Below are 21954 nucleotides of genomic sequence, written 5' to 3' on the forward strand. Positions count from 1 at the left end.
GCCGTCGCATCCCAGGGAGTACATCCATGGCCTCGTCGCCGACCCCTTCCGCTGACAGCCGGAACCGATCCGCAGCCCTCCGCGAGGCGCTCGCCACCCGTGTGGTGGTGGCCGACGGTGCCATGGGCACCATGCTCCAGGCACAGGACCCCACGCTCGAGGACTTCCAGAACCTCGAAGGCTGCAACGAGATCCTGAACGTCACCCGCCCCGACATCGTGCGTTCCGTGCACGAGGAGTACTTCGCGGTCGGCGTGGACTGCGTGGAGACGAACACCTTCGGCGCGAACCACTCGGCGGCGAACGAGTACGAGATCGCCGACCGGATCGTCGAACTGTCCGAGTCGGGCGCCCGCATCGCCCGCGAGGTCGCCGACGAGTTCACCGCGAAGGACGGCCGCCAGCGGTGGGTCCTCGGCTCCGTGGGTCCCGGCACCAAGCTGCCCTCGCTCGGCCACATCGCGTACGACGTGCTGCGGGACGGCTACCAGCGGAACGCCGAGGGCCTGCTCGCCGGCGGCGCGGACGCCCTGATCGTGGAGACCACGCAGGACCTGCTGCAGACCAAGTCCAGCCTCATCGGCGCGCGCCGGGCGATGGACGCCCTCGGCATCGACGTACCGCTGATCTGTTCACTCGCCTTCGAGACGACCGGCGTCATGCTGCTCGGCTCCGAGATCGGCGCCGCGCTGACCGCCCTGGAGCCGCTGGGCATCGACCTGATCGGGCTGAACTGCTCGACGGGCCCGGCCGAGATGAGCGAGCACCTGCGTTATCTGGCCCAGCACTCGCGTACGCCGCTGATGTGCATGCCGAACGCAGGCCTGCCGGTGCTGACCAAGGACGGCGCGCACTTCCCGCTCGGCCCGGAGGGTCTGGCGGACGCCCAGGAAACCTTCGTGACCGACTACGGCCTGTCCCTGATCGGCGGCTGCTGCGGTACGACGCCCGAGCATCTGCGCCAGGTCGTCGAGCGGGCCCGCGCCCTCACTCCCACCGTCCGCGATCCGCGCCCCGAGCCCGGCGCCGCCTCGCTCTACCAGACCGTGCCGTTCCGCCAGGACACCTCGTACCTCGCCATCGGCGAGCGGACGAACGCCAACGGGTCCAAGAAGTTCCGCGAGGCCATGCTGGAGGCCCGCTGGGACGACTGCGTGGAGATGGCCCGCGACCAGATCCGCGAGGGCGCGCACATGCTCGACCTCTGCGTCGACTACGTCGGCCGCGACGGTGTCGCCGACATGAAGGAGCTGGCCGGACGGTTCGCCACGGCCTCCACCCTGCCGATCGTGCTGGACTCCACCGAGCTGCCCGTGCTGCGGGCCGGTCTGGAGATGCTCGGCGGACGCGCGGTGCTCAACTCGGTCAACTACGAGGACGGCGACGGACCCGAGTCACGCTTCGTCCAGGTCACCCGGCTCGCCGCCGAGCACGGCTCCGCGCTGATCGCGCTGACCATCGACGAGGAGGGCCAGGCCCGCACCGTCGAGCACAAGGTCGCCATCGCCGAGCGGCTCATCGCGGACCTCACCGGCAACTGGGGCATCAACGAGTCGGACATCCTCATCGACTGCCTCACCTTCACCATCTGCACCGGGCAGGAGGAGTCCCGCAAGGACGGCATCGCCACCATCGAGGCGATCCGTGAGCTGAAGAAGCGCCACCCCGACGTCCAGACGACCCTGGGCCTGTCGAACATCTCCTTCGGCCTCAACCCGGCGGCCCGCGTCGTCCTCAACTCCGTCTTCCTCGACGAGTGCGTCAAGGCCGGTCTCGACTCCGCCATCGTGCACGCCTCGAAGATCCTGCCGATCGCTCGCCTGGAGGAGGAGCAGGTCAAGGTCGCCCACGACCTGATCTACGACCGCCGGGCCGACGGCTACGACCCCCTGCAGCGGCTCATGGAGCTCTTCGAGGGCGTCAACATGAAGTCGATGAAGGAGGGCAAGGCCGAGGAGCTCCTCGCGCTTCCCCTCGACGAGCGCCTCCAGCGCCGGATCATCGACGGCGAGAAGAAGGGCCTGGAGGCCGACCTCGACGAGGCGCTGCAGACCCGTCCCGCACTCGACATCGTCAACGACACCCTGCTCGAAGGCATGAAGGTCGTCGGCGAGCTCTTCGGCTCCGGCCAGATGCAGCTGCCCTTCGTGCTCCAGTCCGCCGAGGTCATGAAGTCCGCGGTGGCCCACCTGGAGCCGCACATGGAGAAGTCGGACGCCGAGGGCAAGGGCACCATCGTCCTGGCCACCGTCCGCGGTGACGTCCACGACATCGGCAAGAACCTCGTCGACATCATCCTGTCGAACAACGGCTACAACGTCGTCAACATCGGCATCAAGCAGCCCGTCTCCGCGATCCTGGAAGCCGCCGACGAGCACAAGGCCGACGTCATCGGCATGTCGGGCCTCTTGGTGAAGTCCACCGTGATCATGAAGGAGAACCTCCAGGAGCTCAACCAGCGCAAGCTGGCGGCCGAGTACCCGGTCATCCTGGGCGGCGCGGCCCTCACCCGGGCCTACGTGGAGCAGGACCTGCACGAGATCTACGAGGGCGAGGTCCGCTACGCCCGTGACGCCTTCGAGGGGCTGCGCCTGATGGACGCCCTCATCGGGGTCAAGCGCGGCGTCCCGGGTGCCGTCCTCCCCGAGCTCAAGCAGCGCCGTGTGCCCAAGCGTGAGACGGCCGTGCTGGAGGTCGAGGAGCCGGAGGAGGGCGTGCGTTCCGACGTCGCCGTCGACAACCCGGTCCCCACCCCGCCGTTCTGGGGGAGCAGGGTCGTCAAGGGCATCCAGCTCAAGGAGTACGCCTCCTGGCTCGACGAGGGCGCCCTCTTCAAGGGCCAGTGGGGCCTCAAGCAGGCTCGCGCCGGCGACGGACCGACGTACGAGGAACTGGTCGAGACCGAGGGCCGCCCGCACCTGCGCGGCTGGCTCGACAAGCTCCACACCGAGAACCTCCTGGAAGCCGCCGTCGTCTACGGCTACTACCCCTGCGTCTCCAAGGGCGACGACCTGATCCTGCTCCACGAGGACGGCTCCGAGCGCACCCGCTTCACCTTCCCCCGCCAGCGCCGCGGCCGCCGTCTGTGCCTCGCGGACTTCTTCCGCCCGGAGGAGTCCGGTGAGACGGATGTCATCGGCCTCCAGGTCGTGACGGTCGGCTCGAAGATCGGCGGCGAGACCGCCAAGCTCTTCGAAGCCAACTCCTACCGTGACTACCTGGAGCTGCACGGCCTGTCCGTCCAGCTCGCCGAGGCCCTCGCCGAGTACTGGCACGCCCGGGTCCGCTCCGAGCTCGGCTTCGCGGGCGACGACCCCGCCGACGTCGAGGACATGTTCGCGCTCAAGTACCGCGGCGCCCGCTTCTCCCTCGGTTACGGTGCGTGCCCGGACCTGGAGGACCGTGCGAAGATCGCCGACCTGCTCCAGCCGGAGCGGATCGGGGTCCACCTGTCGGAGGAGTTCCAGCTCCACCCCGAGCAGTCCACCGACGCGATCGTCATCCACCACCCCGAAGCGAAGTACTTCAACGCGCGGTAAGGCCGCGTTCGCCGCACGGTAGCGGCACGAGTCGTACACTGGTCGGTCCAGTGCAGGCCGGTCGCCCTCCCTCCGGGAGAGGTGACCGGCCTTCTCGTCCCTCATGGAAGGTGTGCCGGATGACGAGTACGATCCCCGCGTCCCTGACCCGTACGGCCGAGGGTGGCGCCCTGCAGGCGGTCCTTCTCGACATGGACGGCACCCTGGTCGACACCGAGGGCTTCTGGTGGGACGCCGAGGTGTCGGTCTTCGCCGATCTGGGGCACCGGCTGGACGAGGCGTGGAAGGACGTCGTCGTCGGCGGTCCGATGACCCGCAGTGCCGGTTACCTCATGGACGTCACCGGGGCGGACGTCACCCTCGACGAACTGACCGTGCTGCTCAACGACCGCTTCGAGAAGCGCATCGCCGACGGTGTGCCGCTGATGCCGGGAGCGGCGCGGCTGCTCGCCGAACTCGCGAGACACGAGGTTCCCACCGCGCTCGTCTCCGCCTCGCACCGGCGCATCATCGACCGGGTCCTGGACTCGGTGGGCCGCCATCACTTCGCGCTCACCGTGGCGGGCGACGAGGTCACCCGCACCAAGCCCCACCCGGAGCCCTATCTCACCGCCGCGAGCGGCTTCGGGGCCGATCCCCGGCTCTGCGCCGTCATCGAGGACACCGCGACCGGCGTGGCCGCCGCGGAGGCCGCGGGGTGCAGGGTGGTCGCCGTGCCGTCGGTGTCGCCGATCGCGCCGGCGGCCGGCCGGGTGGTCGTCGGCTCGCTCGAAGAAGTCGATCTCGCATTTCTCAGGAGGCTGGTCACCGGAATGCGGTGATCCGCATACCGAGAGTATTTCTGTGAACGAATGGAAAAACTCTTGCGTGCGGTCGTGCGCTTTACGTCGCGTCCAGGTGTGGATAAGCCGGGGACATGCCAAATTCGCAAAACTGTCCACGGCGTGACCTTTGTCACTCGCGTGGTCGCCGATGAGTCCCCGGGATCTGCCGCACCGCCCGTTCCGTGCCCCCAAGTGTCCCGGTTGATGAATCCCTGTACGAATCATTCCGGGAACCGGAAATCGTCTCGCCACTCATTCCCTTGACCATGTGATGACGCAGCGGGCGGCACCGGTCCGGCATTGCCGACGACGCCTACTAATGTCGTTTTCTCCATGACCGCATGAGGGAGAACGTCCACGATGAACCGCAAGACTCTGGTGCTGCCGGCCGTCGTCGGCCTGCTCGCCCCCGTACTCGCCGCCTGCGGCGCGTCGGACGGCGGGAGCGGTGGCAGCGGCGCCATCGCTGTCGGCACCACGGACCAGTTCGTCGCCTCGAAGGACGCTCCCGCACCTCTCGACCCCGCCATCGGCTACGAGGCGGGTGTCTGGAACGTGCTGCGGCAGACGGTGCAGACCTTGATGCACGTCCCCCGCGGCGGCGGCCAGCCGGTGCCCGAGGCGGCCGAGAGCTGCATCTTCACGGACACGGCCAACGAGAGCTACCGGTGCAAGCTGCGCGCGGGCCTCACGTTCGCCGACGGCAGCGCCGTCACCGCCGAGGACGTCAAGTACTCCATCGACCGCGTCATCCGGATCAAGTCCACCAACGGACCCGTGGCCCTGCTCAACAACATCGACACCGTCGAGACCAAGGGTGACCGCGAAGTCATATTCCATCTCCGGACCTCGGACGCGACGTTCCCGTACAAGCTCGCCACCCCGCCGGCCGGAATAGTCCAGAAGGACAAATACCCGGCGGACTCCCCGCGCAGCGGTTTCCAGGTCGACGGTTCCGGGCCGTACACGATGAAGCCCGAAGTGAAGAACGACCAGGTCGTGAAAGTCGTCTTCACCAAGAACCCCCGCTACAAGGGGGATCTCGAGGTGATGAACGACAAGGTCGAACTCGATCTCTTTCCCGACGCCACCGCCATGGGCAAGGCGCTCGACGACAAGAAGATCGACATGATGACCCGCACCATGTCGCCCCTGCAGGCCCAGCAGATGCTGGAAAAGCCCAAGGACGACATCAAACTGACCGAGATGCCCGGCCTCGCGATCAGCTACCTCGGCTTCGACACCGAGGACCCCGCCGTGAAGAACAAGGCGGTCCGCCAGGCCATGGCCCAGATCGTCGACCGCGGTCAGATCGCGAGCGACGTCTACGGCACGACGGCCGAGCCGCTTTACTCACTGATTCCGTCCAGCATCACCGGACACACCAACTCGTTCTTCAACAAGTACGGCGAGCCCAGCACCGCCAAGGCCGCCGCGATCCTGAAGGACGCCGGGATCCACACTCCGGTGAAGTTCACGCTTCACTACACGACCGACCACTACGGCGAGGCCACCGCCGCCGAGTTCGAGACGCTGAAGAAGCAGTTCAACGACACCGGGCTGTTCGACATCACCGTCGAGGGCACCCCCTGGGCGAAGTACCGTCCGGCCGAGGTGCGCGGCGACTACGCCGCCTACGGCATGGGCTGGTTCCCCGACTTCCCGGACCCGGACAACTACACGGCGCCGTTCCTCGACAAGAACAACTTTCTCAACTCGCCCTACCGGTCGGCCCTGGCCCAGAACACGCTCATCCCGCAGTCCCGCCGCGCCGACGACCGCAGCGCCGCCGCCAAGAGCTTCCAGCAGCTCCAGGACATCGTCGCCGAGGACGTTCCCGTCCTCCCGGTCTGGCAGGGCAAGCAGTACGTCGCCTCCCGCGAGGGTCTCACCGGAGTCGAGTGGGCGGTCAACTCCTCCGCCGACCTCCAGCTCTGGGAGCTCGGTCCCGGCACCAGCTGACCGGGCGGACACCGCCCCGGGCGCCCCGGCCTCACACGGTCACTGGGCGCCGGGGCGCACCAGTCCGCTCTCGTACGCGTACACCGCGGCCTGCACCCGGTCGCGCAGGCTCAGCTTCGTCAGCACATGGCCCACATGCGTCTTGACCGTGGTCTCGCTGACGAACAGGTCGGCGGCGATCTCCGCGTTCGACAGACCGCGCGCCACCAGCTTCAGGACCTCCACCTCGCGGTCCGTGAGCGTGTGCAGGGTGTCCGGCACCGGCTCCTCGCCGGACGGCAGATGGTCGGCGTACTTGTCGAGCAGCCGGCGCGTGATGCTCGGGGCCAGCATCGCCTCGCCGCCCGCGACGACGCGGATCGCCTGCACCAGCTCGTTGGCCGGGGCGTCCTTCAGCAGGAAGCCACTGGCGCCGGCGCGGAGCGCCTCCACCACGTACTCGTCGAGATCGAACGTGGTCAGCACGAGCACCTTCGCCGGACCGTCCCGGCCCGGCCCCGTGATCTGACGCGTCGCCTCGACGCCGTCCATCCGCGGCATCCGGATGTCCATCAGCACCACATCGGGCTGCAGCGCCCGCACCTGGTCGAGCGCCTGGAGGCCGTCACCGGCCTCTCCCACCACCGCGAGATCACCCTCCGCCTCCAGGATCATCCGGAAGCCGGTGCGCAGCAGCGGTTGGTCGTCGACCAGTAGGACGCGGATTGCCACGGGATCTCCTCAAAGTCCTTCAAGGGCCACAGACCGGCCGGCCTCAGCCCGGACCGGATCCATTCTGCCCTGGCCATCCTGCGCCGAATCCGCAGGCCGGACCGTCAGCGGATACACCGGGGGAGTCCCGCCGAATTCGGGACAGAGCGCCTGGTGGTCGCACCAGCCGCACAGCTTCGTCGGCCGGGGCCGCCACTCACCGGTCTCCGTGGCCAGCGAGATGGCGTCCCACAGCGCCAGCAGCTTGCGCTCCACCCGCTCCAGGTCCGCCACCACCGGGTCGTACGTCATCACGTCGCCGCTGCCCAGGTACACCAGCTGGAGCCGGCGCGGCACCACACCCTTGAGCCGCCAGATCACCAGCGCGTAGAACTTCATCTGGAACAGCGCGCCCTCCGCGTACTCCGGACGCGGCGCCTTCCCCGTCTTGTAGTCGACGATCCTGACCTCGCCCGTCGGCGCCACGTCGATCCGGTCGATCACCCCGCGCAGCCGCAGCCCCGAATCCAGCTCCGTCTCGACGAACATCTCCCGCTCGGCCGGCTCCAGGCGCGTCGGATCCTCCAGCGAGAACCAGCGCTCCACCAGCCGCTCCGCCTCCGACAGCCACCGCGCCAGCCGCTCGCCCTCCGGATCCTCGGCGAACAGCCCGGCCAGCTCCGGCTTCGACTCCAGCAGCCGGTCCCACTGGCCGGGGATCAGCGACGTGGCCCGGTCCGGCGTGCGCTCCGGCGCCGGATTGTCGAAGAGGCGCTCCAGGACCGCATGCACCAGCGTGCCCCGGGTAGCCGCCTCGCTGGGCTTCTGCGGCAGCTTGTCGATGACACGGAAGCGGTACAGCAGGGGGCACTGCATGAAATCGCTCGCCCGCGACGGCGAAAGGGACGAGGGCGGCTGGGGCGGCCGCGGTACAGAGGTCATGACGAAGACCCTACGACCCCCCACTGACACCAATCGGCATACCATCGACCACAGACCCTCGAACACTGCATGATCGTGCCGAAACGGCACCGACCGAAGGGACCTCGTGGACGAGAGCGGCAACAGCGGGCGGCCGCAGCCCGGCGCAGGGGACAAGGCCCCCGGCGACGGCCCCGACAAGGGCAAACCGGGACGCGGGGAAGAGCCGGGCGGCGGCATCCTCATGGGCCGCCCGTTCGGAGTGCCGGTCTACGTGGCACCCAGCTGGTTCGTCGTGGCAGCCCTGATCACCTGGGTCTTCGGCGGCCAGCTCGACCGGGTGCTGCCCGACCTCGGCGCGGCGCGCTACCTGGTCGCCCTCTTCTTCGCGATCGCGTTCTACGCCTCCGTGCTCGTCCACGAACTCGCGCACACGGTCGTCGCCCTGCGCTACAAGCTCCCGGTCCGCCGAATCCAGCTCCAGTTCTTCGGCGGCGTCTCCGAGATCGAGAAGGAGTCCGAGACCCCCGGCCGCGAATTCGTCCTCGCCTTCGTCGGCCCGCTGCTCTCGCTCGTCCTCGCGGGCGTCTTCTACGTACCGATGAAGTTCGTCGAAGCCGGCACCGTGCCCGGCGTGCTGCTCGGCGGACTGATGATCTCCAACCTCATCGTCGCCGCGTTCAACCTCCTGCCCGGCCTCCCGCTCGACGGCGGCCGGATGCTCCGTGCCGTCGTGTGGAAGATCACCGGCCGCCCGATGAGCGGCACCGTGGCCGCCGCCTGGGTCGGCCGCGCCCTCGCCGTCACCACCCTCATCGGCCTGCCCCTCCTCACCCACACCGGTGCCCTCGGGAGCAGCAACCGCGACATCAGCGGCATGGAGACCGTCACCGACGCCCTGCTCGCCGCGATCCTCGCCGCCATCATCTGGACCGGCGCGGGCAACAGCCTGCGCATGGCCCGGCTCCGCGAACACCTCCCCGACCTGCAGGCCCGCGCCCTCACCCGGCGCGCCGTCCCGGTCGAGGCCGGCACCCCGCTCTCCGAGGCCCTGCGCCGGGCCAACGAGGCGGGGGCCCGCGCCCTCGTCGTCGTCGACGGGACCGGCGAGCCCACGGCCGTCGTCCGGGAGACCGCCATCGTCGCGGTCCCCGAACACCGCCGCCCCTGGGTCGCGGTCAGCGGTCTCGCCCAGGACCTCACCGACGGCATGAGGGTCTCCGCCGAACTCGCGGGCGAGGCCCTGCTGGACCGTCTCAAGGCCAGCCCGGCCACCGAGTACCTCGTCGTCGAGGACACCGGCGAGATCTACGGAGTCCTCTCCACCGCCGACGTCGAGCGGGCGTTCGTCGCCGCCATGGCCCGCCCCGCCGCCTGAGCGGCCGGCGACGTGCCCGGGCGGGCGGCAGGAGCCCCCTGAAACACCGGTACGCTGGTCACATGTCTGAACCGACCGGTGCCGCCCGCCGACGTGGGCCCTTCAAGGTCGGGGACCAGGTCCAGCTCACCGATCCCAAGGGACGCCACTACACCTTCACGCTCGAAGCCGGAAAGAACTTCCACACCCACAAGGGTTCTTTCTCGCACGACGAGCTGATCGGTGCTCCCGAGGGCAGCGTTGTCCGTACCACGGGAAACGTCGTCTACCTGGCGCTGCGCCCCCTGCTCCCCGACTACGTCCTGTCCATGCCCCGCGGCGCCGCCGTGGTCTACCCCAAGGACGCGGGTCAGATCCTGGCCTTCGGCGACATCTTCCCCGGCGCGCGCGTCGTGGAAGCCGGCGTCGGATCCGGCGCACTGTCCACCTTCCTGCTCCGCGCCATCGGCGAGCAGGGCATGCTGCACTCCTACGAGCGCCGCGAGGACTTCGCCGAGATCGCCCAGCAGAACGTGGAGCGCTACTTCGGCAGCCCGCACCCCGCCTGGCAGCTCACCGTCGGCGATCTCCAGGACAACCTCACGGAAACCGACGTGGACCGTGTCGTCCTGGACATGCTCGCGCCCTGGGAGTGCCTGGACGTCGTCTCCAAGGCGCTCGTCCCCGGCGGCATCCTCTGCGCGTACGTCGCGACGACCACCCAGCTCTCGCGGACCGTCGAGTCCATCCGTGAGATCGGCTGCTTCGCCGAGCCGCAGCCCTGGGAGTCGATGATCCGTAACTGGCACGTCGAGGGTCTCGCCGTCCGGCCGGACCACCGCATGATCGGCCACACGGGATTCCTCGTGACCGCCCGCCGGCTGGCCGACGGAGTCCAGGCCCCGCCGCGCCGCCGCCGCCCCTCCAAGGGCGCCTACGGCGAGGACTACACCGGACCGGGCAGCCAGAGCGGCTCCGACCGCGACTGAACCAGGGGCGCGGTCTTCGACGCGCGCCCGCGCATGCCGGCGCCGCCGCCGATTTCCCGGACCGACCCGGGAACTCGGCGGCGGCGCCTTTGCGTTGCCCGAACGCGGCCCACCGAACGGGAGCGGGATCGGTGGCGACCCCACCGTTCCACTGCCGTGTGAGGTGTGGCACGATGCTGGCCACCCCCACCCCGCCGCCGGCGTCCCGCCGACGGCACCGCCTCTTCCGGCATTCCGCACCACAGGACCACAGGAGACATCCCGCGTGCAGACCTCCGCGCTCCCGGACCTCGCGCACACCGACACCACGCCGATGCACTGGCTCGCCACCGCGGCGGCCATGGCCGCCGTCGTCGCGGCAGCCGGTCTGCTCCAGCCCGACGCGAGCGCCTCGGCCTCCACCCCGCACCGCACCGTGGCGCAGCACGGCACGGCGCCCGTCGCCGCTCCCGACCCGGCCCGGGCGGCCTTCCCTCTGGAATGCGGCGGGGCGGGCGACACCGTGGCCAAGGAGGCCCCCGGCGACCTGGACGGCGACGGCCGTCCGGAAACCGTCGCCGTGGTCCACTGCGCGGCGGGATCCGGCACCCCGCCCAGCGGCGTCTACGTCCTGACCCAGGGGAAGGGGGCCGCACCGCGGATCGTCGCGACCCTGGTGGACCCCGTCCAGAAGATGAGCGTCGGCGACTTCGCGGTGCGTGACGGCGTCGTCTCCGCGACGCTGCTCGGCTACTCCTCGGCCTCCGTGCCCTCCTGCTGCCCCGACGAGCAGGAGAAGGTCACCTGGCAGTGGCAGAACGGCGCCTTCGTGCGCAGCAGCCAGTCGGAGGACCCCGCCGCCACCGGCGTCTGACCGTCACGCGGCGGGTCCGCGGTCCCCGCACGCCCCCCGGAGGCCGTGGCCGGGCGGGATGTGTCCCGGAGCGCGTCAGATGTCCGGGCGGCGTCCCGGCGGGCGCGCGTCAGATGTACGGGGCCGCGGTCAGGCGGCTTCGGGTCCGAAGACCTCGACCCTGTCCGAAACGCGCCGTACATGAATGCAGTCGCCCGGGCACTCCTTGGCCGAGTCGACGACGTCCTGGAGGAGCGGCAGCGGGACGGGCGTGGTCGCGCCCTTGTCCTGCAGCAGCTCGTCCTGATCGCTCTTCACATAGGCGAGACCGTCGATGTCCAGCTCGAAGACCTCCGGGGCGTACTGCACGCAGATGCCGTCCCCCGTGCAGAGGTCCTGGTCGATCCAGACCTCCAGGTCCTGCGTCTCGCTACCGGTCGGAGCGTCCTGCTGCACGGTCATTTCTCCTGCCGTTCCTGCGTATCGGAACCAAAAAAAGCCAGCCCTGACGGGTGTTGAACACTTCGACGATACAACCGGCCGCTTTCGGAGGTTGAAGGGTGGGTATTCACCTGACACGAGGGAGAGAGCGCAAGGGTGAAGATCGGACACACCCCACAGTCTTTGTGATCTAGGGGTTTCAATCATCACCCACCCAGGTAGGGTCAGGAAGCGTCCAGCTCCCCTTGGAGGAGGTGAGGACCGTGGCAGCCCACGACGACGACATCAACCGCGGCATCCGGCCCGGGCGGGGGTCCGATGACCCAGCCGGCCAGGTCGCCTATCTCGAGCAGGAAATCGCCGTCCTGCGACGTAAGCTCGCCGACTCTCCGCGTCATACGAGGATTCTCGAAGAGCGGATCGTCGAGTTGCAGACCAACCTCGCAGGCGTGTCCGCACAGAACGAGCGGCTCGCCGGCACACTCCGCGAGGCCCGCGATCAGATCGTGGCCCTCAAGGAAGAGGTCGACCGGCTCGCACAGCCGCCGGCCGGCTTCGGTGTGTTCCTGCAGGCGAACGAGGACGGCACCTGCGACATCTTCACCGGGGGCCGCAAGCTCCGGGTGAACGTCAGCCCCAGTGTCGAGCTGGAGGACCTCCGGCGCGGCCAGGAGGTCATGCTCAACGAAGCGCTCAACGTGGTCGACGCCATGGAATTCGAGCGGGCCGGGGACATCGTCACCCTCAAGGAGATCCTTGAGGACGGCGAACGCGCCCTGGTGGTCGGGCACACCGACGAGGAACGGGTGGTGCGGCTCGCCGAGCCGTTGCTGGACATCACCATCCGCCCCGGCGACGCCCTGCTGCTCGAACCCAGGTCCGGCTACGTCTACGAAGTCGTCCCCAAGAGCGAGGTCGAAGAACTCGTCCTCGAAGAAGTCCCGGACATCGACTACAACAAGATCGGTGGACTGGGCGACCAGATCGAGCTCATCCGGGACGCGGTCGAGCTCCCCTACCTCCACCCGGACCTCTTCAAGGAGCACGAGCTGCGGCCACCGAAGGGCATCCTGCTCTACGGTCCGCCCGGCTGCGGCAAGACACTCATTGCCAAGGCCGTCGCCAACTCCCTTGCCAAGAAGGTCGCCGAAGTCACCGGCCAGCCGGCCGGCAAGAGCTACTTCCTCAACATCAAGGGTCCGGAGCTCCTCAACAAGTACGTCGGCGAGACCGAGCGGCACATCCGCCTGGTCTTCCAGCGTGCCCGTGAGAAGGCGAGTGAGGGTACCCCCGTCATCGTCTTCTTCGACGAGATGGAGTCGCTCTTCCGCACCCGGGGATCCGGCGTCAGCTCGGACGTGGAGAACACCATCGTCCCCCAGCTGCTCGCCGAGATCGACGGCGTCGAGGGCCTGGAGAACGTCATCGTCATCGGCGCCTCCAACCGCGAGGACATGATCGACCCCGCGATCCTTCGACCCGGCCGCCTCGATGTGAAGATCAAGATCGAGCGTCCCGACGCAGAGGCCGCGAAGGACATCTTCGCGAAGTACCTCACGCCTTCGCTGCCCCTGCACGCGGACGATCTCGCCGAGCACACCGGCTCCAAGGAGGCCGCGGCTCACGCCATGATCCAGTCGGTCGTCGAGCGGATGTACACCGAGTCCGAGGAGAACCGCTTCCTCGAGGTCACGTACGCCAACGGCGACAAGGAAGTCCTCTACTTCAAGGACTTCAACTCCGGCGCGATGATCCAGAACATCGTCGACCGGGCCAAGAAGATGGCCATCAAGGCATTCCTCGAGCAGGGCCAGAAGGGCCTGCGCGTCTCCCACCTCCTCCAGGCCTGCGTGGACGAGTTCAAGGAGAACGAGGACCTGCCGAACACCACCAACCCGGACGACTGGGCCAGGATCTCCGGCAAGAAGGGTGAGCGGATCGTCTTCATCCGCACACTCGTCACCGGGAAGCAGGGCGCGGACACCGGTCGTTCCATCGACACGGTGGCGAATACCGGGCAGTACCTCTAGAACGCAGACCGGCTGCGGATGCCCGGCCGGGCATCCGCAGCCGGTTGCTTTCCGGACAGCTCCCACGACACCGCAGGTAATGACGTAATTGATCTCCCCACCGGCACAGAGGCGCTCTAGGCTCTGGCATACCGCCCGGTCGCGCAGTGCGGGAACGGGCGAACCGCGCACGCACCGGTAAAGCAGCGGTACTTGAGCGCCGCCCCGGAAGGGAGCGCCGCCGGGCAAGGAGGGCCGCATGACCGTACGGCGAGTAATGGGCATCGAGACCGAGTACGGGATTTCCGTGCCAGGCCACCCCAACGCCAATGCCATGCTCACCTCGTCCCAGATCGTCAACGCCTACGCGGCGGCGATGCACCGGGCGCGCCGCGCCCGCTGGGACTTCGAGGAGGAGAATCCGCTGCGCGACGCGCGAGGCTTCGACCTCGCCCGCGAGACCGCCGACTCCAGCCAGCTCACCGACGAGGACATCGGCCTGGCCAACGTCATCCTCACCAACGGGGCACGGCTCTACGTCGACCACGCGCACCCCGAGTACAGCTCGCCGGAGATCACCAACCCCAGGGACGCGGTCCTCTGGGACAAGGCAGGCGAACGCATCATGGCCGAGGCGGCCGAGCGCGCCGCCCAGCTCCCGGGCGCCCAGCCGATCCACCTCTACAAGAACAACACCGACAACAAGGGCGCGTCGTACGGCACGCACGAGAACTACCTGATGAAGCGCGAGACCCCGTTCTCCGACATCGTGCGCCATCTGACGCCGTTCTTCGTCTCGCGCCAGGTCGTCACCGGCGCGGGCCGGGTCGGCATCGGCCAGGACGGCCACGAGCACGGCTTCCAGATCAGTCAGCGCGCCGACTACTTCGAGGTCGAGGTCGGTCTGGAGACCACCCTCAAGCGCCCGATCATCAACACACGCGACGAGCCCCACTCCGATGCCGAGAAGTACCGCCGGCTCCACGTGATCATCGGTGACGCGAATCTCTCGGAGATCTCCACCTACCTCAAGCTCGGCACCACCTCGCTGGTCCTCTCCATGATCGAGGACGGCTTCATCAACGTCGACCTGGCCGTCGACCAGCCGGTGCGCACCCTGCACCAGGTCTCCCACGACCCGGACCTCCAGCAGCTGATCACTCTGCGCAGCGGCCGGACACTCACCGCTGTCCAGCTCCAGATGGAGTACTTCGAGCTGGGCCGCAAATACGTCGAGGAGCGGTACGGGGCGGACGCCGACGAGCAGACCAAGGACATCCTGGTCCGCTGGGAGGACACGCTCAACCGGCTGGAGAACGACCCGATGAGCCTCTCCCGGGAGCTGGACTGGATCGCCAAGCGGGAGCTCATGGAGGGCTACCGCCGCCGCGACGACCTGGACTGGGACGCGGCCCGCCTGCACCTGGTGGACCTGCAGTACGCCGACGTGCGGGCCGAGAAGGGCCTCTACAACCGTCTGGTGGCCCGCGGCAGGATGAAGCGCCTGCTGGACGAGAACGAGGTCGAGAAGGCCCGTACAGCGCCCCCGGAGGACACCAGAGCGTATTTCCGCGGTCGCTGTCTGGAACAGTACGCGGACGATGTCGCCGCGGCCTCCTGGGACTCGGTCATCTTCGACCTGCCGGGCCACGACTCCCTTCAGCGGGTCCCCACGATGGAGCCGCTGCGGGGCACCCGTGACCACGTCAAGGCACTCCTGGACCGCTGCCGCACCGCGGAGGAACTGGTCCGGGTGCTGTCGGGCGGCTGAAAGGGCCGCCGACTGGGAATCATTCCGATGACCTCCGGACGTTGAGACAAGTACCGGGCCAATGTCGGACCCCGTAGGTAGGGTCTGATCAAGTGCTTCGAACCGAGCGGGGTGAGCTATATGGCGACCAAGGACACCGGCGGCGGACAGCAGAAGGCGACGCGTTCCACGGAAGAGGCCGAGGAGCAGGCGCAGGATGCGCAGGGCTCCGAGGACCTCAAGGAGCGACAGGAGAAGCTGAGCGACGACGTGGACGACGTCTTGGACGAGATCGACGACGTACTCGAAGCCAACGCAGAGGATTTCGTGCGGAGCTTCGTTCAAAAAGGCGGACAGTAGGCGAGATGTCCCCATCGTTTGAGGCGAAGTGGTGCTCTGGGTGTGAGCGGGAGCTGCCAATGACTTCCTTCGCGTCGGACAGGAACCGGCGCGACGGGCTTCAGCCTCGGTGCCGGGAATGCGTGGCTGCTTACGGCGCTGCGCATTACCGGCGCCGCCGAGGGTCCCAGGGAAAGCCGGTGCGAGAGCGTGTACGCGTTCCGCAGGGGCACAAGGAATGCCGGAAGTGCGGTGAGGTCAAACCACACAGCGACTGGCACCGCAACTCGACCGCCCCCGATGGCTTGGCGACGCGCTGCAAGGCGTGCAAGTCGGTTGAGGGGCGCGAGGGTCACCTGAAACGCCAGTACGGCATGACCATGGCTCAGCGCGACGACACGATCTCCTCGCAGTCGGGGGTCTGCACGATCTGTCTGGCCTCACCCGCCGTTCATGTGGATCACTGCCACCAGACGGGTAGGGTCCGAGGCGTACTGTGCTTCAACTGCAACTCGGCCATCGGCAAGTTGGGAGATGCTCCTGACACCTTGCGCAGGGCCATCGCTTACCTGGAGGGAAACGCGTGGAAGCCAACACTCGTAGCACCGGGCGTCTACCAGCTGCCTTCCTGACGCCCGGGTCCTCTTCGTTCATGGACTTCCTGACCGAGCAGTCGCCCGGGATGCTCCCGGGCAACCGGCAGCTGCCGCCCATGAAGGGGGCCATCGAGGCGCCGCACGGCACCACGATCGTCGCGGCGTCCTTCCCCGGCGGCGTCGTCCTGGCCGGTGACCGGCGGGCGACCATGGGCAACATGATCGCGCAGCGCGACATCGAGAAGGTCTTCCCGGCCGACGAGTACTCGGCGGTGGGTATCGCCGGTACGGCCGGGCTGGCCGTGGAGATGGTCAAGCTCTTCCAGCTGGAGCTTGAGCACTTCGAGAAGGTCGAGGGGGCCCAGCTCTCCCTGGAGGGCAAGGCGAACCGGCTCTCCACGATGATCCGGGGCAATCTGGCGATGGCCATGCAGGGTCTCGCCGTGGTGCCGCTCTTCGCCGGCTACGACGTGGACCGCGAGCGGGGCCGGATCTTCAGCTACGACGTCACCGGCGGCCGTTCCGAGGAGCACGGGTACGCGTCGACCGGCTCGGGATCGATCTTCGCCCGCAACTCGATGAAGAAGCTGTACCGCGAGGACCTGACGGAGGAGCAGACGCTCACGCTGGTCGTCCAGGCGCTGTACGACGCCGCGGACGACGATTCGGCGACCGGCGGTCCGGACGTGGCCCGCCGTATCTATCCGATCGTCACCGTCATCACCGACGAGGGCTTCCGGAAGCTGACCGCGGCGGAATCCTCCGAGATCGCGCGCTCCATTCTGGAACGCCGGCTGGAACAGCCCGACGGCCCGCGCGCAGCGCTGCTCTGACCGTCCGTTCCGAGGCTTCTTCGATGCTCCTGCCACTGACAGAAAGGGACGGATAGCCGGTGTCGACGCCGTTCTATGTCTCACCTCAGCAGGCCATGGCCGACCGGGCGGAATACGCCCGGAAGGGCATCGCCCGTGGTCGCAGCCTGGTTGTGCTGCAGTACGCCGACGGCATTGTGTTCGTCGGCGAGAACCCGTCCCGTGCGCTGCACAAGTTCAGCGAGATCTATGACCGGATCGGTTTCGCCGCCGCCGGAAAGTACAACGAATACGAGAATCTCCGCATCGGCGGAGTGCGCTACGCCGATCTGCGCGGATACACCTATGACCGCGACGACGTGACGGCGCGTGGACTGGCGAACGTCTACGCGCAGACGCTGGGCACCATCTTCTCCAGTGCGGCCGAGAAGCCGTACGAGGTGGAGCTGGTGGTCGCCGAGGTCGGGGCCGGGCCCGAGGGCGACCAGATCTACCGGCTGCCGCACGACGGCTCGATCGTGGACGAGCACGGCTCGGTCGCGGTCGGCGGCAACGCGGAACAGATCAGCACCTTCCTGGATCAGCGCCACCGCGACGGGATGTCCCTCGCCGAGGCGCTGAAGCTCGCGGTGCAGGCGCTGTCCCGCGATCCCAACGGCAGCGAGCGGGAGATCCCCGCGGAGCGGCTGGAGGTCGCGGTCCTGGACCGTACGAGGCCGCAGCAGCGCAAGTTCAAGCGGATCGTCGGCCGGCAGCTGGCGCGGCTGCTGGAGGCGGACGGCGCCGGTTCGACGCCGACGGACGCTCCTTCGGACACGGAGGACGGCGAGGGCGCGGACACCTCGGCGGCCACGACGGACACCGGCGGGGCGAGCGCGAAGAAGGCCGCCCCGAAGTCCCCCGGTGCCGGTGCGTCCGAGGATTCCACCGATTCGGGCGGCGACGTGGAGTAGCCGCTGCGCCGGCCTCTGTGCCCCGGTCCGCCTCCCCGGCGGGCCGGGGCACTGTCATGGGGTGCCGCAGTCGGGCGGGGGCGCGGAGGAGCCGCGGACGACCAGGTGCACCGGCAGGCTGCCGGGCTCCGCCGGCCTGCCGTCCAGTACGGCCAGCAGCGCGCTCATGCCGCGCTCGCCGACCTGCTCGGCGGGCAGTTGCACGGTGGTGAGCTCGGGTTCGACGGCCGTGGCCAGCGCCAGGTCGTCGAAGCCGGTGACCGAGAGGTCGTCCGGGACCCGCAGCCCGAGCCGTCGGGCGGCCTTGCAGGCACCCGCGGCCAGGATGTCGTCGTCGCAGACGATGGCAGTGGGCCGGGGGCCGGGTAGGGCCAGCGCGCGTTCTGCGGCCGCGCGTCCGGCCCGCACGTCCAGCGCGGCCCGCACGGAACGGACGTCGGTCCCGGGGACGCCGCTCAGGGTGTCGTGGAGCGCCCGGGCGCGGACCACGAACGTCCAGGAGTCGACGGCCGACGCGAGATGGATGAAGCGCCGGTGGCCGAGGGCGAGCAGATGGCGTGCCACCTGGCGCATCCCGTCGGCGATGTCGAGGTTGACCCGGGCGGCGGGTCCCGGCGCGGCGGGATCGCTGTCGAGCATGACCAGAGGGACGTCGGCGCCGTGCAGGGCGCCGAGGGCGTCGGCGGCCATGGAGGAGGCGATCACGCCGTCCAGGGCGGCGCGTGCCGAGGCGAAGGGGTCCCGGGCGGGCCCCGTGCCGTCGGGCGAGGGGTAGAGGACCACGCCGAAGCCGTGTTCGGCGGCGACCGCGGCGGCGCCGGTGTAGACCCGGGCGAAGAACTCGTTCGTCAGGGCGGGGACGACGAGCAGGGCGGTCCTGGTGTGGCCGAGGCGCAGATTGCGGGCGGCGAGGTTGGGCCGGTAGCCCAGGCCGCGGGCGGCGTCGCGGACCCGTCCGGCGGTCGCCTCGGAGACCCGGCCGCGCCATTTGTCGCCGAGGACCAGGGAGACGGTGGCCTGGGAAACGCCTGCGGCCCGTGCGACGTCGCGGCTGGTGGGCCGGGGCGGGCCGGGTGGGGCTGGGCTGGTCACGCGGGCCTCCGGGCCGGTCGGGGCAGGCGCCGTGAGGTGGACCTGCGGGCTGGGCTCATGGTACGTATGTACCTGGAAGTTATACGTAAAACCTAGGGTGGCCGGAAGGGCGCTCCAAGGAGAGGGCGGGACATGGCCGCGGGATATCTGGACATCCTCCGGGCGCGGCATGCCGCCCGCCTGCTCACGGGCACCCTCGTGGGGCGGCTGCCGAACGGCACCGCCCCCATCGCGATCGTGCTGTTCACCCGTGCGGAGGGGGGCAGCTACGCCCTCGCGGGCGCGCTCGCCGCGGTGTACGGGCTGGGCACCGCGGTCGGGCAGCCGCTGCTGGGCCGTGCCGTGGACCTGTACGGCCAGCCGCGCGTCCAGCTGCCCGCCGCCGCCCTGTCGGCCCTCGGCATGGTCCTGCTCGCCGTGGCGGGCTTCGGGTGGCTGCCGCTCGCCTACGCGGCCGTGGCCGTGGCTGGACTGTTCACACCGCCGCTGGAGGGCGGTCTGCGGGCCCTGTGGCCCAGCATCCTCGGCAGCGAGGACCGGGTGCACCGCGCGTACGCCATGGACGCGGTCGCGCAGGAGGTCATGTTCACGGTGGGGCCGCTGCTGGTGACCGTGCTGGTCTCCCTCTGGTCGCCGGCCGCGGCCCTGCTCGTCATCAACGCGATCGGCGTCCTGGGGGCGCTCTCCGTCGTCCTGTCCGAGCCGTCCAGGGCCTGGCGTTCCGCACCGCGCGAGTCCCACTGGCTGGGGGCGCTCCGCTCGCCGGGGCTGCTGGCGCTGCTCGGCTCCTTCTTCTTCGTCGGCCTGGCGCTGGGGTCCATCACGGTGGCGGGCGTGGCGTACGCGGACGACCAGGGCCAGGAGTCCGTCTACGGCTGGCTGATGGCGGCCCTGGGACTCGGCGCGCTGATCGGGGGGACGGTGTACGGGGCACGTCAGTGGTCGGGGCCGCCCGAGCGCAGGCTCCGGGTGATCGTGGCGCTGCTCGCGCTCGGCTACCTCCCGCTGGTGCTGACCCCGGGCGTGGTGGCGATGACCGTGCTGGCCGCGGTCGCCGGGGTGTTCCTGGCCCCGGCCATCGCCTGCTCGTTCATCGTCGTCGACCGGCACGCCCCGCGGGGCACGGTGACGGAGGCGTTCTCCTGGCTCGTGACGACGTTCGGGGTGGGCGCGGCGGCCGGGACGGCCGTGGCGGGCCCGGCCGTGGAACTGGGCGGGACGGCGTGGAGCTTCGCCGTCGCGGGGGCCGGTGGAGTGGCCGCTCTGGTGGTTCTGCTGGCCACCGGAAAGGTCCTCGCAGCTCCCGGGCGTAGTGCTGTCGCGGTGCGAGGATCGGAAAATGATCGAAACGGTGCCGTCGAACCCGGTTTCAGCTCGGGCCATCAGGCGTAATGTTCAGTCATGGACCGCCGCATTTTCGGGCTGGAGAACGAGTACGGCGTCACGTGCACGTTCAGGGGACAGCGCCGACTGTCTCCTGATGAAGTGGCGCGCTACCTCTTCCGCCGTGTTGTGTCATGGGGCCGCAGCAGCAATGTCTTTCTGCGGAACGGCGCCCGCCTCTACCTCGACGTGGGATCGCATCCGGAATATGCAACCCCCGAATGCGACAACCTGACCGAGCTGGTCACCCACGACAAGGCCGGCGAGCGCATTCTCGAAGGCCTGCTTGTCGACGCCGAACGCCGCCTGCACGAGGAGGGAATCGCGGGCGACGTCTATCTCTTCAAGAACAACACCGACTCGGCAGGAAACTCCTACGGATGCCATGAGAACTACCTCGTGGCGCGGCACGGGGAATTCTCCCGGCTCGCGGACATCCTCATTCCCTTCCTCGTCACGAGACAGCTGATCTGCGGCGCCGGCAAGGTGCTGCAGACCCCCCGGGGCGCCGTCTACTGCGTCAGCCAGCGTGCCGAGCACATCTGGGAGGGCGTCAGCTCCGCGACGACGCGCTCCCGTCCGATCATCAACACCCGCGACGAACCGCACGCGGACGCGGAGCGCTACCGCCGCCTCCACGTCATCGTCGGCGACTCCAACATGTCCGAGACGACCATGCTCCTCAAGGTCGGCGCGACCGACCTGGTGCTCCGCATGATCGAGGCGGGCACGGTGATGCGGGATCTGACGCTGGAGAACCCGATCCGGGCGATCCGCGAGGTCAGCCACGACATCACGGGGCAGCGCAAGGTCCGGCTCGCCAGCGGCCGCGAGGCCTCCGCCATAGAGGTCCAGCGCGAGTACTACGAGAAGGCCGTGGACTTCGTGGACCGCCGTGGCATCCGCACGGGCAACGTCGAGAAGGTCCTCGAACTGTGGGGCCGCACGCTCGACGCGATCGAGGCCGAGGACCTCGACCGGATCGGCACCGAGATCGACTGGGTCATGAAGTACAAGCTCATCGAGCGGTACCGGGCCAAGCACAACATGACCATGTCGAATCCGCGGGTCGCCCAGATAGACCTCGCCTACCACGACATCCACCGCCGCCGGGGCCTGTACTACCTGCTGGAACGCAAGGGGCAGGCCGCCCGTATCTGCAACGACCTGAAGATCTTCGAGGGCAAGTCGGTGCCCCCGCAGACGACCCGGGCGCGGCTGCGGGGCGACTTCATCCGGCGGGCCCAGGAGCAGCGGCGGGACTTCACCGTCGACTGGGTCCATCTCAAGCTCAACGACCAGGCGCAGCGCACGGTGTTGTGCAAGGACCCGTTCCGATCCGTCGACGACCGAGTGGAGAAGCTGATCGCGGGTATGTGAGCCGGCGCAGGACGCGCCTCGGCTCTTGTGCGACTCGGGCCCCGTACGTTCCTCGTACGGGGCCCTGCGCACGCCCTAAGGGCTG

General features: G+C 69.0%; 18 protein-coding genes. 14 read left to right on the top strand and 4 right to left on the bottom strand.

Annotated features, from left to right (window positions below; translation table 11 throughout):
• Positions 1–26: 26 nt before the first annotated feature.
• The 3 genes from metH (at position 27) to ACGFZA_RS25630 (ending at position 6325) form a co-directional block, all read left to right on the top strand.
• Complete coding sequence (metH, locus tag ACGFZA_RS25620) at positions 27–3539, top strand: methionine synthase (protein ID WP_385286892.1); 3513 nt, start codon at positions 27–29, stop codon at positions 3537–3539.
• 119 nt (positions 3540–3658) lie between these two features.
• Positions 3659–4360 carry an HAD family hydrolase gene (locus ACGFZA_RS25625; RefSeq protein WP_385286894.1) on the top strand — a complete coding sequence of 234 codons (702 nt, stop codon included), beginning with the start codon at positions 3659–3661 and terminating at the stop codon, positions 4358–4360.
• Between the two features lie 363 nt (positions 4361–4723).
• Positions 4724–6325: an ABC transporter substrate-binding protein gene (locus ACGFZA_RS25630; protein ID WP_385286895.1), complete on the top strand. Its 1602-nt coding sequence runs from the start codon at positions 4724–4726 to the stop codon at positions 6323–6325.
• A gap of 39 nt (positions 6326–6364) precedes the next feature.
• Here ACGFZA_RS25630 and ACGFZA_RS25635 read toward each other — a convergent pair whose 3' ends face one another.
• Positions 6365–7036 carry a response regulator gene (locus ACGFZA_RS25635; protein WP_385286897.1) on the bottom strand — a complete coding sequence of 224 codons (672 nt, stop codon included), beginning with the start codon at positions 7034–7036 and terminating at the stop codon, positions 6365–6367.
• Positions 7037–7045: 9 nt separating this feature from the next.
• On the bottom strand, positions 7046–7891 hold the full coding sequence (locus ACGFZA_RS25640; protein WP_385286920.1) for a RecB family exonuclease: 846 nt from the start codon (positions 7889–7891) through the stop codon (positions 7046–7048).
• Positions 7892–8063: 172 nt separating this feature from the next.
• Here ACGFZA_RS25640 and ACGFZA_RS25645 point away from each other — a divergent pair, with 172 nt between their 5' ends.
• The 3 genes from ACGFZA_RS25645 (at position 8064) to ACGFZA_RS25655 (ending at position 11135) form a co-directional block, all read left to right on the top strand.
• Positions 8064–9314 carry a site-2 protease family protein gene (locus ACGFZA_RS25645; protein ID WP_393682144.1) on the top strand — a complete coding sequence of 417 codons (1251 nt, stop codon included), beginning with the start codon at positions 8064–8066 and terminating at the stop codon, positions 9312–9314.
• 62 nt (positions 9315–9376) lie between these two features.
• Complete coding sequence (locus tag ACGFZA_RS25650; RefSeq protein WP_326735259.1) at positions 9377–10282, top strand: tRNA (adenine-N1)-methyltransferase; 906 nt, start codon at positions 9377–9379, stop codon at positions 10280–10282.
• A gap of 265 nt (positions 10283–10547) precedes the next feature.
• Positions 10548–11135, top strand: coding sequence for a hypothetical protein (locus tag ACGFZA_RS25655; protein WP_385286903.1), 588 nt, complete (start codon positions 10548–10550; stop codon positions 11133–11135).
• Positions 11136–11264: 129 nt separating this feature from the next.
• On the opposite strand, the gene ACGFZA_RS25660 is transcribed toward ACGFZA_RS25655, so the two are convergent.
• Positions 11265–11576: a ferredoxin gene (locus tag ACGFZA_RS25660; RefSeq protein WP_311313341.1), complete on the bottom strand. Its 312-nt coding sequence runs from the start codon at positions 11574–11576 to the stop codon at positions 11265–11267.
• A 242-nt stretch (positions 11577–11818) separates the two neighbouring features.
• Between ACGFZA_RS25660 and arc the strand changes: the two genes are divergently transcribed.
• From arc to prcA, 6 genes are all read left to right on the top strand, one after another.
• Positions 11819–13585: a proteasome ATPase gene (arc, locus tag ACGFZA_RS25665; RefSeq protein ID WP_385286905.1), complete on the top strand. Its 1767-nt coding sequence runs from the start codon at positions 11819–11821 to the stop codon at positions 13583–13585.
• A gap of 238 nt (positions 13586–13823) precedes the next feature.
• Positions 13824–15335, top strand: a complete 1512-nt coding sequence (gene dop, locus ACGFZA_RS25670; protein ID WP_385286907.1) for a depupylase/deamidase Dop — start codon at positions 13824–13826, stop codon at positions 15333–15335.
• 120 nt (positions 15336–15455) lie between these two features.
• Positions 15456–15674, top strand: coding sequence for a ubiquitin-like protein Pup (locus ACGFZA_RS25675; protein WP_385286909.1), 219 nt, complete (start codon positions 15456–15458; stop codon positions 15672–15674).
• Positions 15675–16033: 359 nt separating this feature from the next.
• Positions 16034–16285, top strand: coding sequence for an endonuclease VII domain-containing protein (locus tag ACGFZA_RS25680; RefSeq protein WP_385286922.1), 252 nt, complete (start codon positions 16034–16036; stop codon positions 16283–16285).
• Positions 16237–17082, top strand: coding sequence for a proteasome subunit beta (gene prcB, locus ACGFZA_RS25685; RefSeq protein WP_385286911.1), 846 nt, complete (start codon positions 16237–16239; stop codon positions 17080–17082). Before ACGFZA_RS25680 ends, prcB begins: the two co-directional genes overlap by 49 nt.
• 59 nt (positions 17083–17141) lie before the next feature.
• The gene (gene prcA, locus ACGFZA_RS25690; RefSeq protein ID WP_385286913.1) at positions 17142–18014 is read left to right on the top strand and encodes a proteasome subunit alpha; all 873 of its coding nucleotides are present in this window, start codon (positions 17142–17144) and stop codon (positions 18012–18014) included.
• 54 nt (positions 18015–18068) lie between these two features.
• Here the strand turns inward: prcA and ACGFZA_RS25695 are convergent, their stop codons facing one another.
• Positions 18069–19106 (bottom strand): LacI family DNA-binding transcriptional regulator, encoded by a 1038-nt coding sequence (locus tag ACGFZA_RS25695; RefSeq protein WP_393682149.1) that lies wholly within the window; start codon positions 19104–19106, stop codon positions 18069–18071.
• 132 nt (positions 19107–19238) lie between these two features.
• Here ACGFZA_RS25695 and ACGFZA_RS25700 point away from each other — a divergent pair, with 132 nt between their 5' ends.
• Both ACGFZA_RS25700 and pafA read left to right on the top strand, forming a co-directional pair.
• A complete protein-coding gene (locus ACGFZA_RS25700) occupies positions 19239–20498 on the top strand; it encodes an MFS transporter (RefSeq protein WP_393682151.1) in 1260 nt (419 codons plus the stop codon).
• A gap of 9 nt (positions 20499–20507) precedes the next feature.
• Complete coding sequence (pafA, locus tag ACGFZA_RS25705; protein WP_123468669.1) at positions 20508–21869, top strand: Pup--protein ligase; 1362 nt, start codon at positions 20508–20510, stop codon at positions 21867–21869.
• Positions 21870–21954 lie beyond the last annotated feature (85 nt).

The organism is Streptomyces sp. NPDC048211 (assembly GCF_043202315.1).
Lineage (GTDB): Bacteria > Actinomycetota > Actinomycetes > Streptomycetales > Streptomycetaceae > Streptomyces.

Bases quoted from the DNA above. Each gene is read 5' to 3' on its own strand.
- metH (WP_385286892.1), top strand. From the start codon at position 27: ATGGCCTCGTCGCCGACCCCTTCCGCTGACAGCCGGAACCGATCCGCA.
- ACGFZA_RS25625 (WP_385286894.1), top strand. From the start codon at position 3,659: ATGACGAGTACGATCCCCGCGTCCCTGACCCGTACGGCCGAGGGTGGC.
- ACGFZA_RS25630 (WP_385286895.1), top strand. From the start codon at position 4,724: ATGAACCGCAAGACTCTGGTGCTGCCGGCCGTCGTCGGCCTGCTCGCC.
- ACGFZA_RS25640 (WP_385286920.1), bottom strand. From the start codon at position 7,891: ATGCAGTGCCCCCTGCTGTACCGCTTCCGTGTCATCGACAAGCTGCCG.
- ACGFZA_RS25650 (WP_326735259.1), top strand. From the start codon at position 9,377: ATGTCTGAACCGACCGGTGCCGCCCGCCGACGTGGGCCCTTCAAGGTC.
- ACGFZA_RS25660 (WP_311313341.1), bottom strand. From the start codon at position 11,576: ATGACCGTGCAGCAGGACGCTCCGACCGGTAGCGAGACGCAGGACCTG.
- dop (WP_385286907.1), top strand. From the start codon at position 13,824: ATGACCGTACGGCGAGTAATGGGCATCGAGACCGAGTACGGGATTTCC.
- ACGFZA_RS25675 (WP_385286909.1), top strand. From the start codon at position 15,456: ATGGCGACCAAGGACACCGGCGGCGGACAGCAGAAGGCGACGCGTTCC.
- ACGFZA_RS25680 (WP_385286922.1), top strand. From the start codon at position 16,034: ATGGCTCAGCGCGACGACACGATCTCCTCGCAGTCGGGGGTCTGCACG.
- ACGFZA_RS25700 (WP_393682151.1), top strand. From the start codon at position 19,239: ATGGCCGCGGGATATCTGGACATCCTCCGGGCGCGGCATGCCGCCCGC.
- pafA (WP_123468669.1), top strand. From the start codon at position 20,508: ATGGACCGCCGCATTTTCGGGCTGGAGAACGAGTACGGCGTCACGTGC.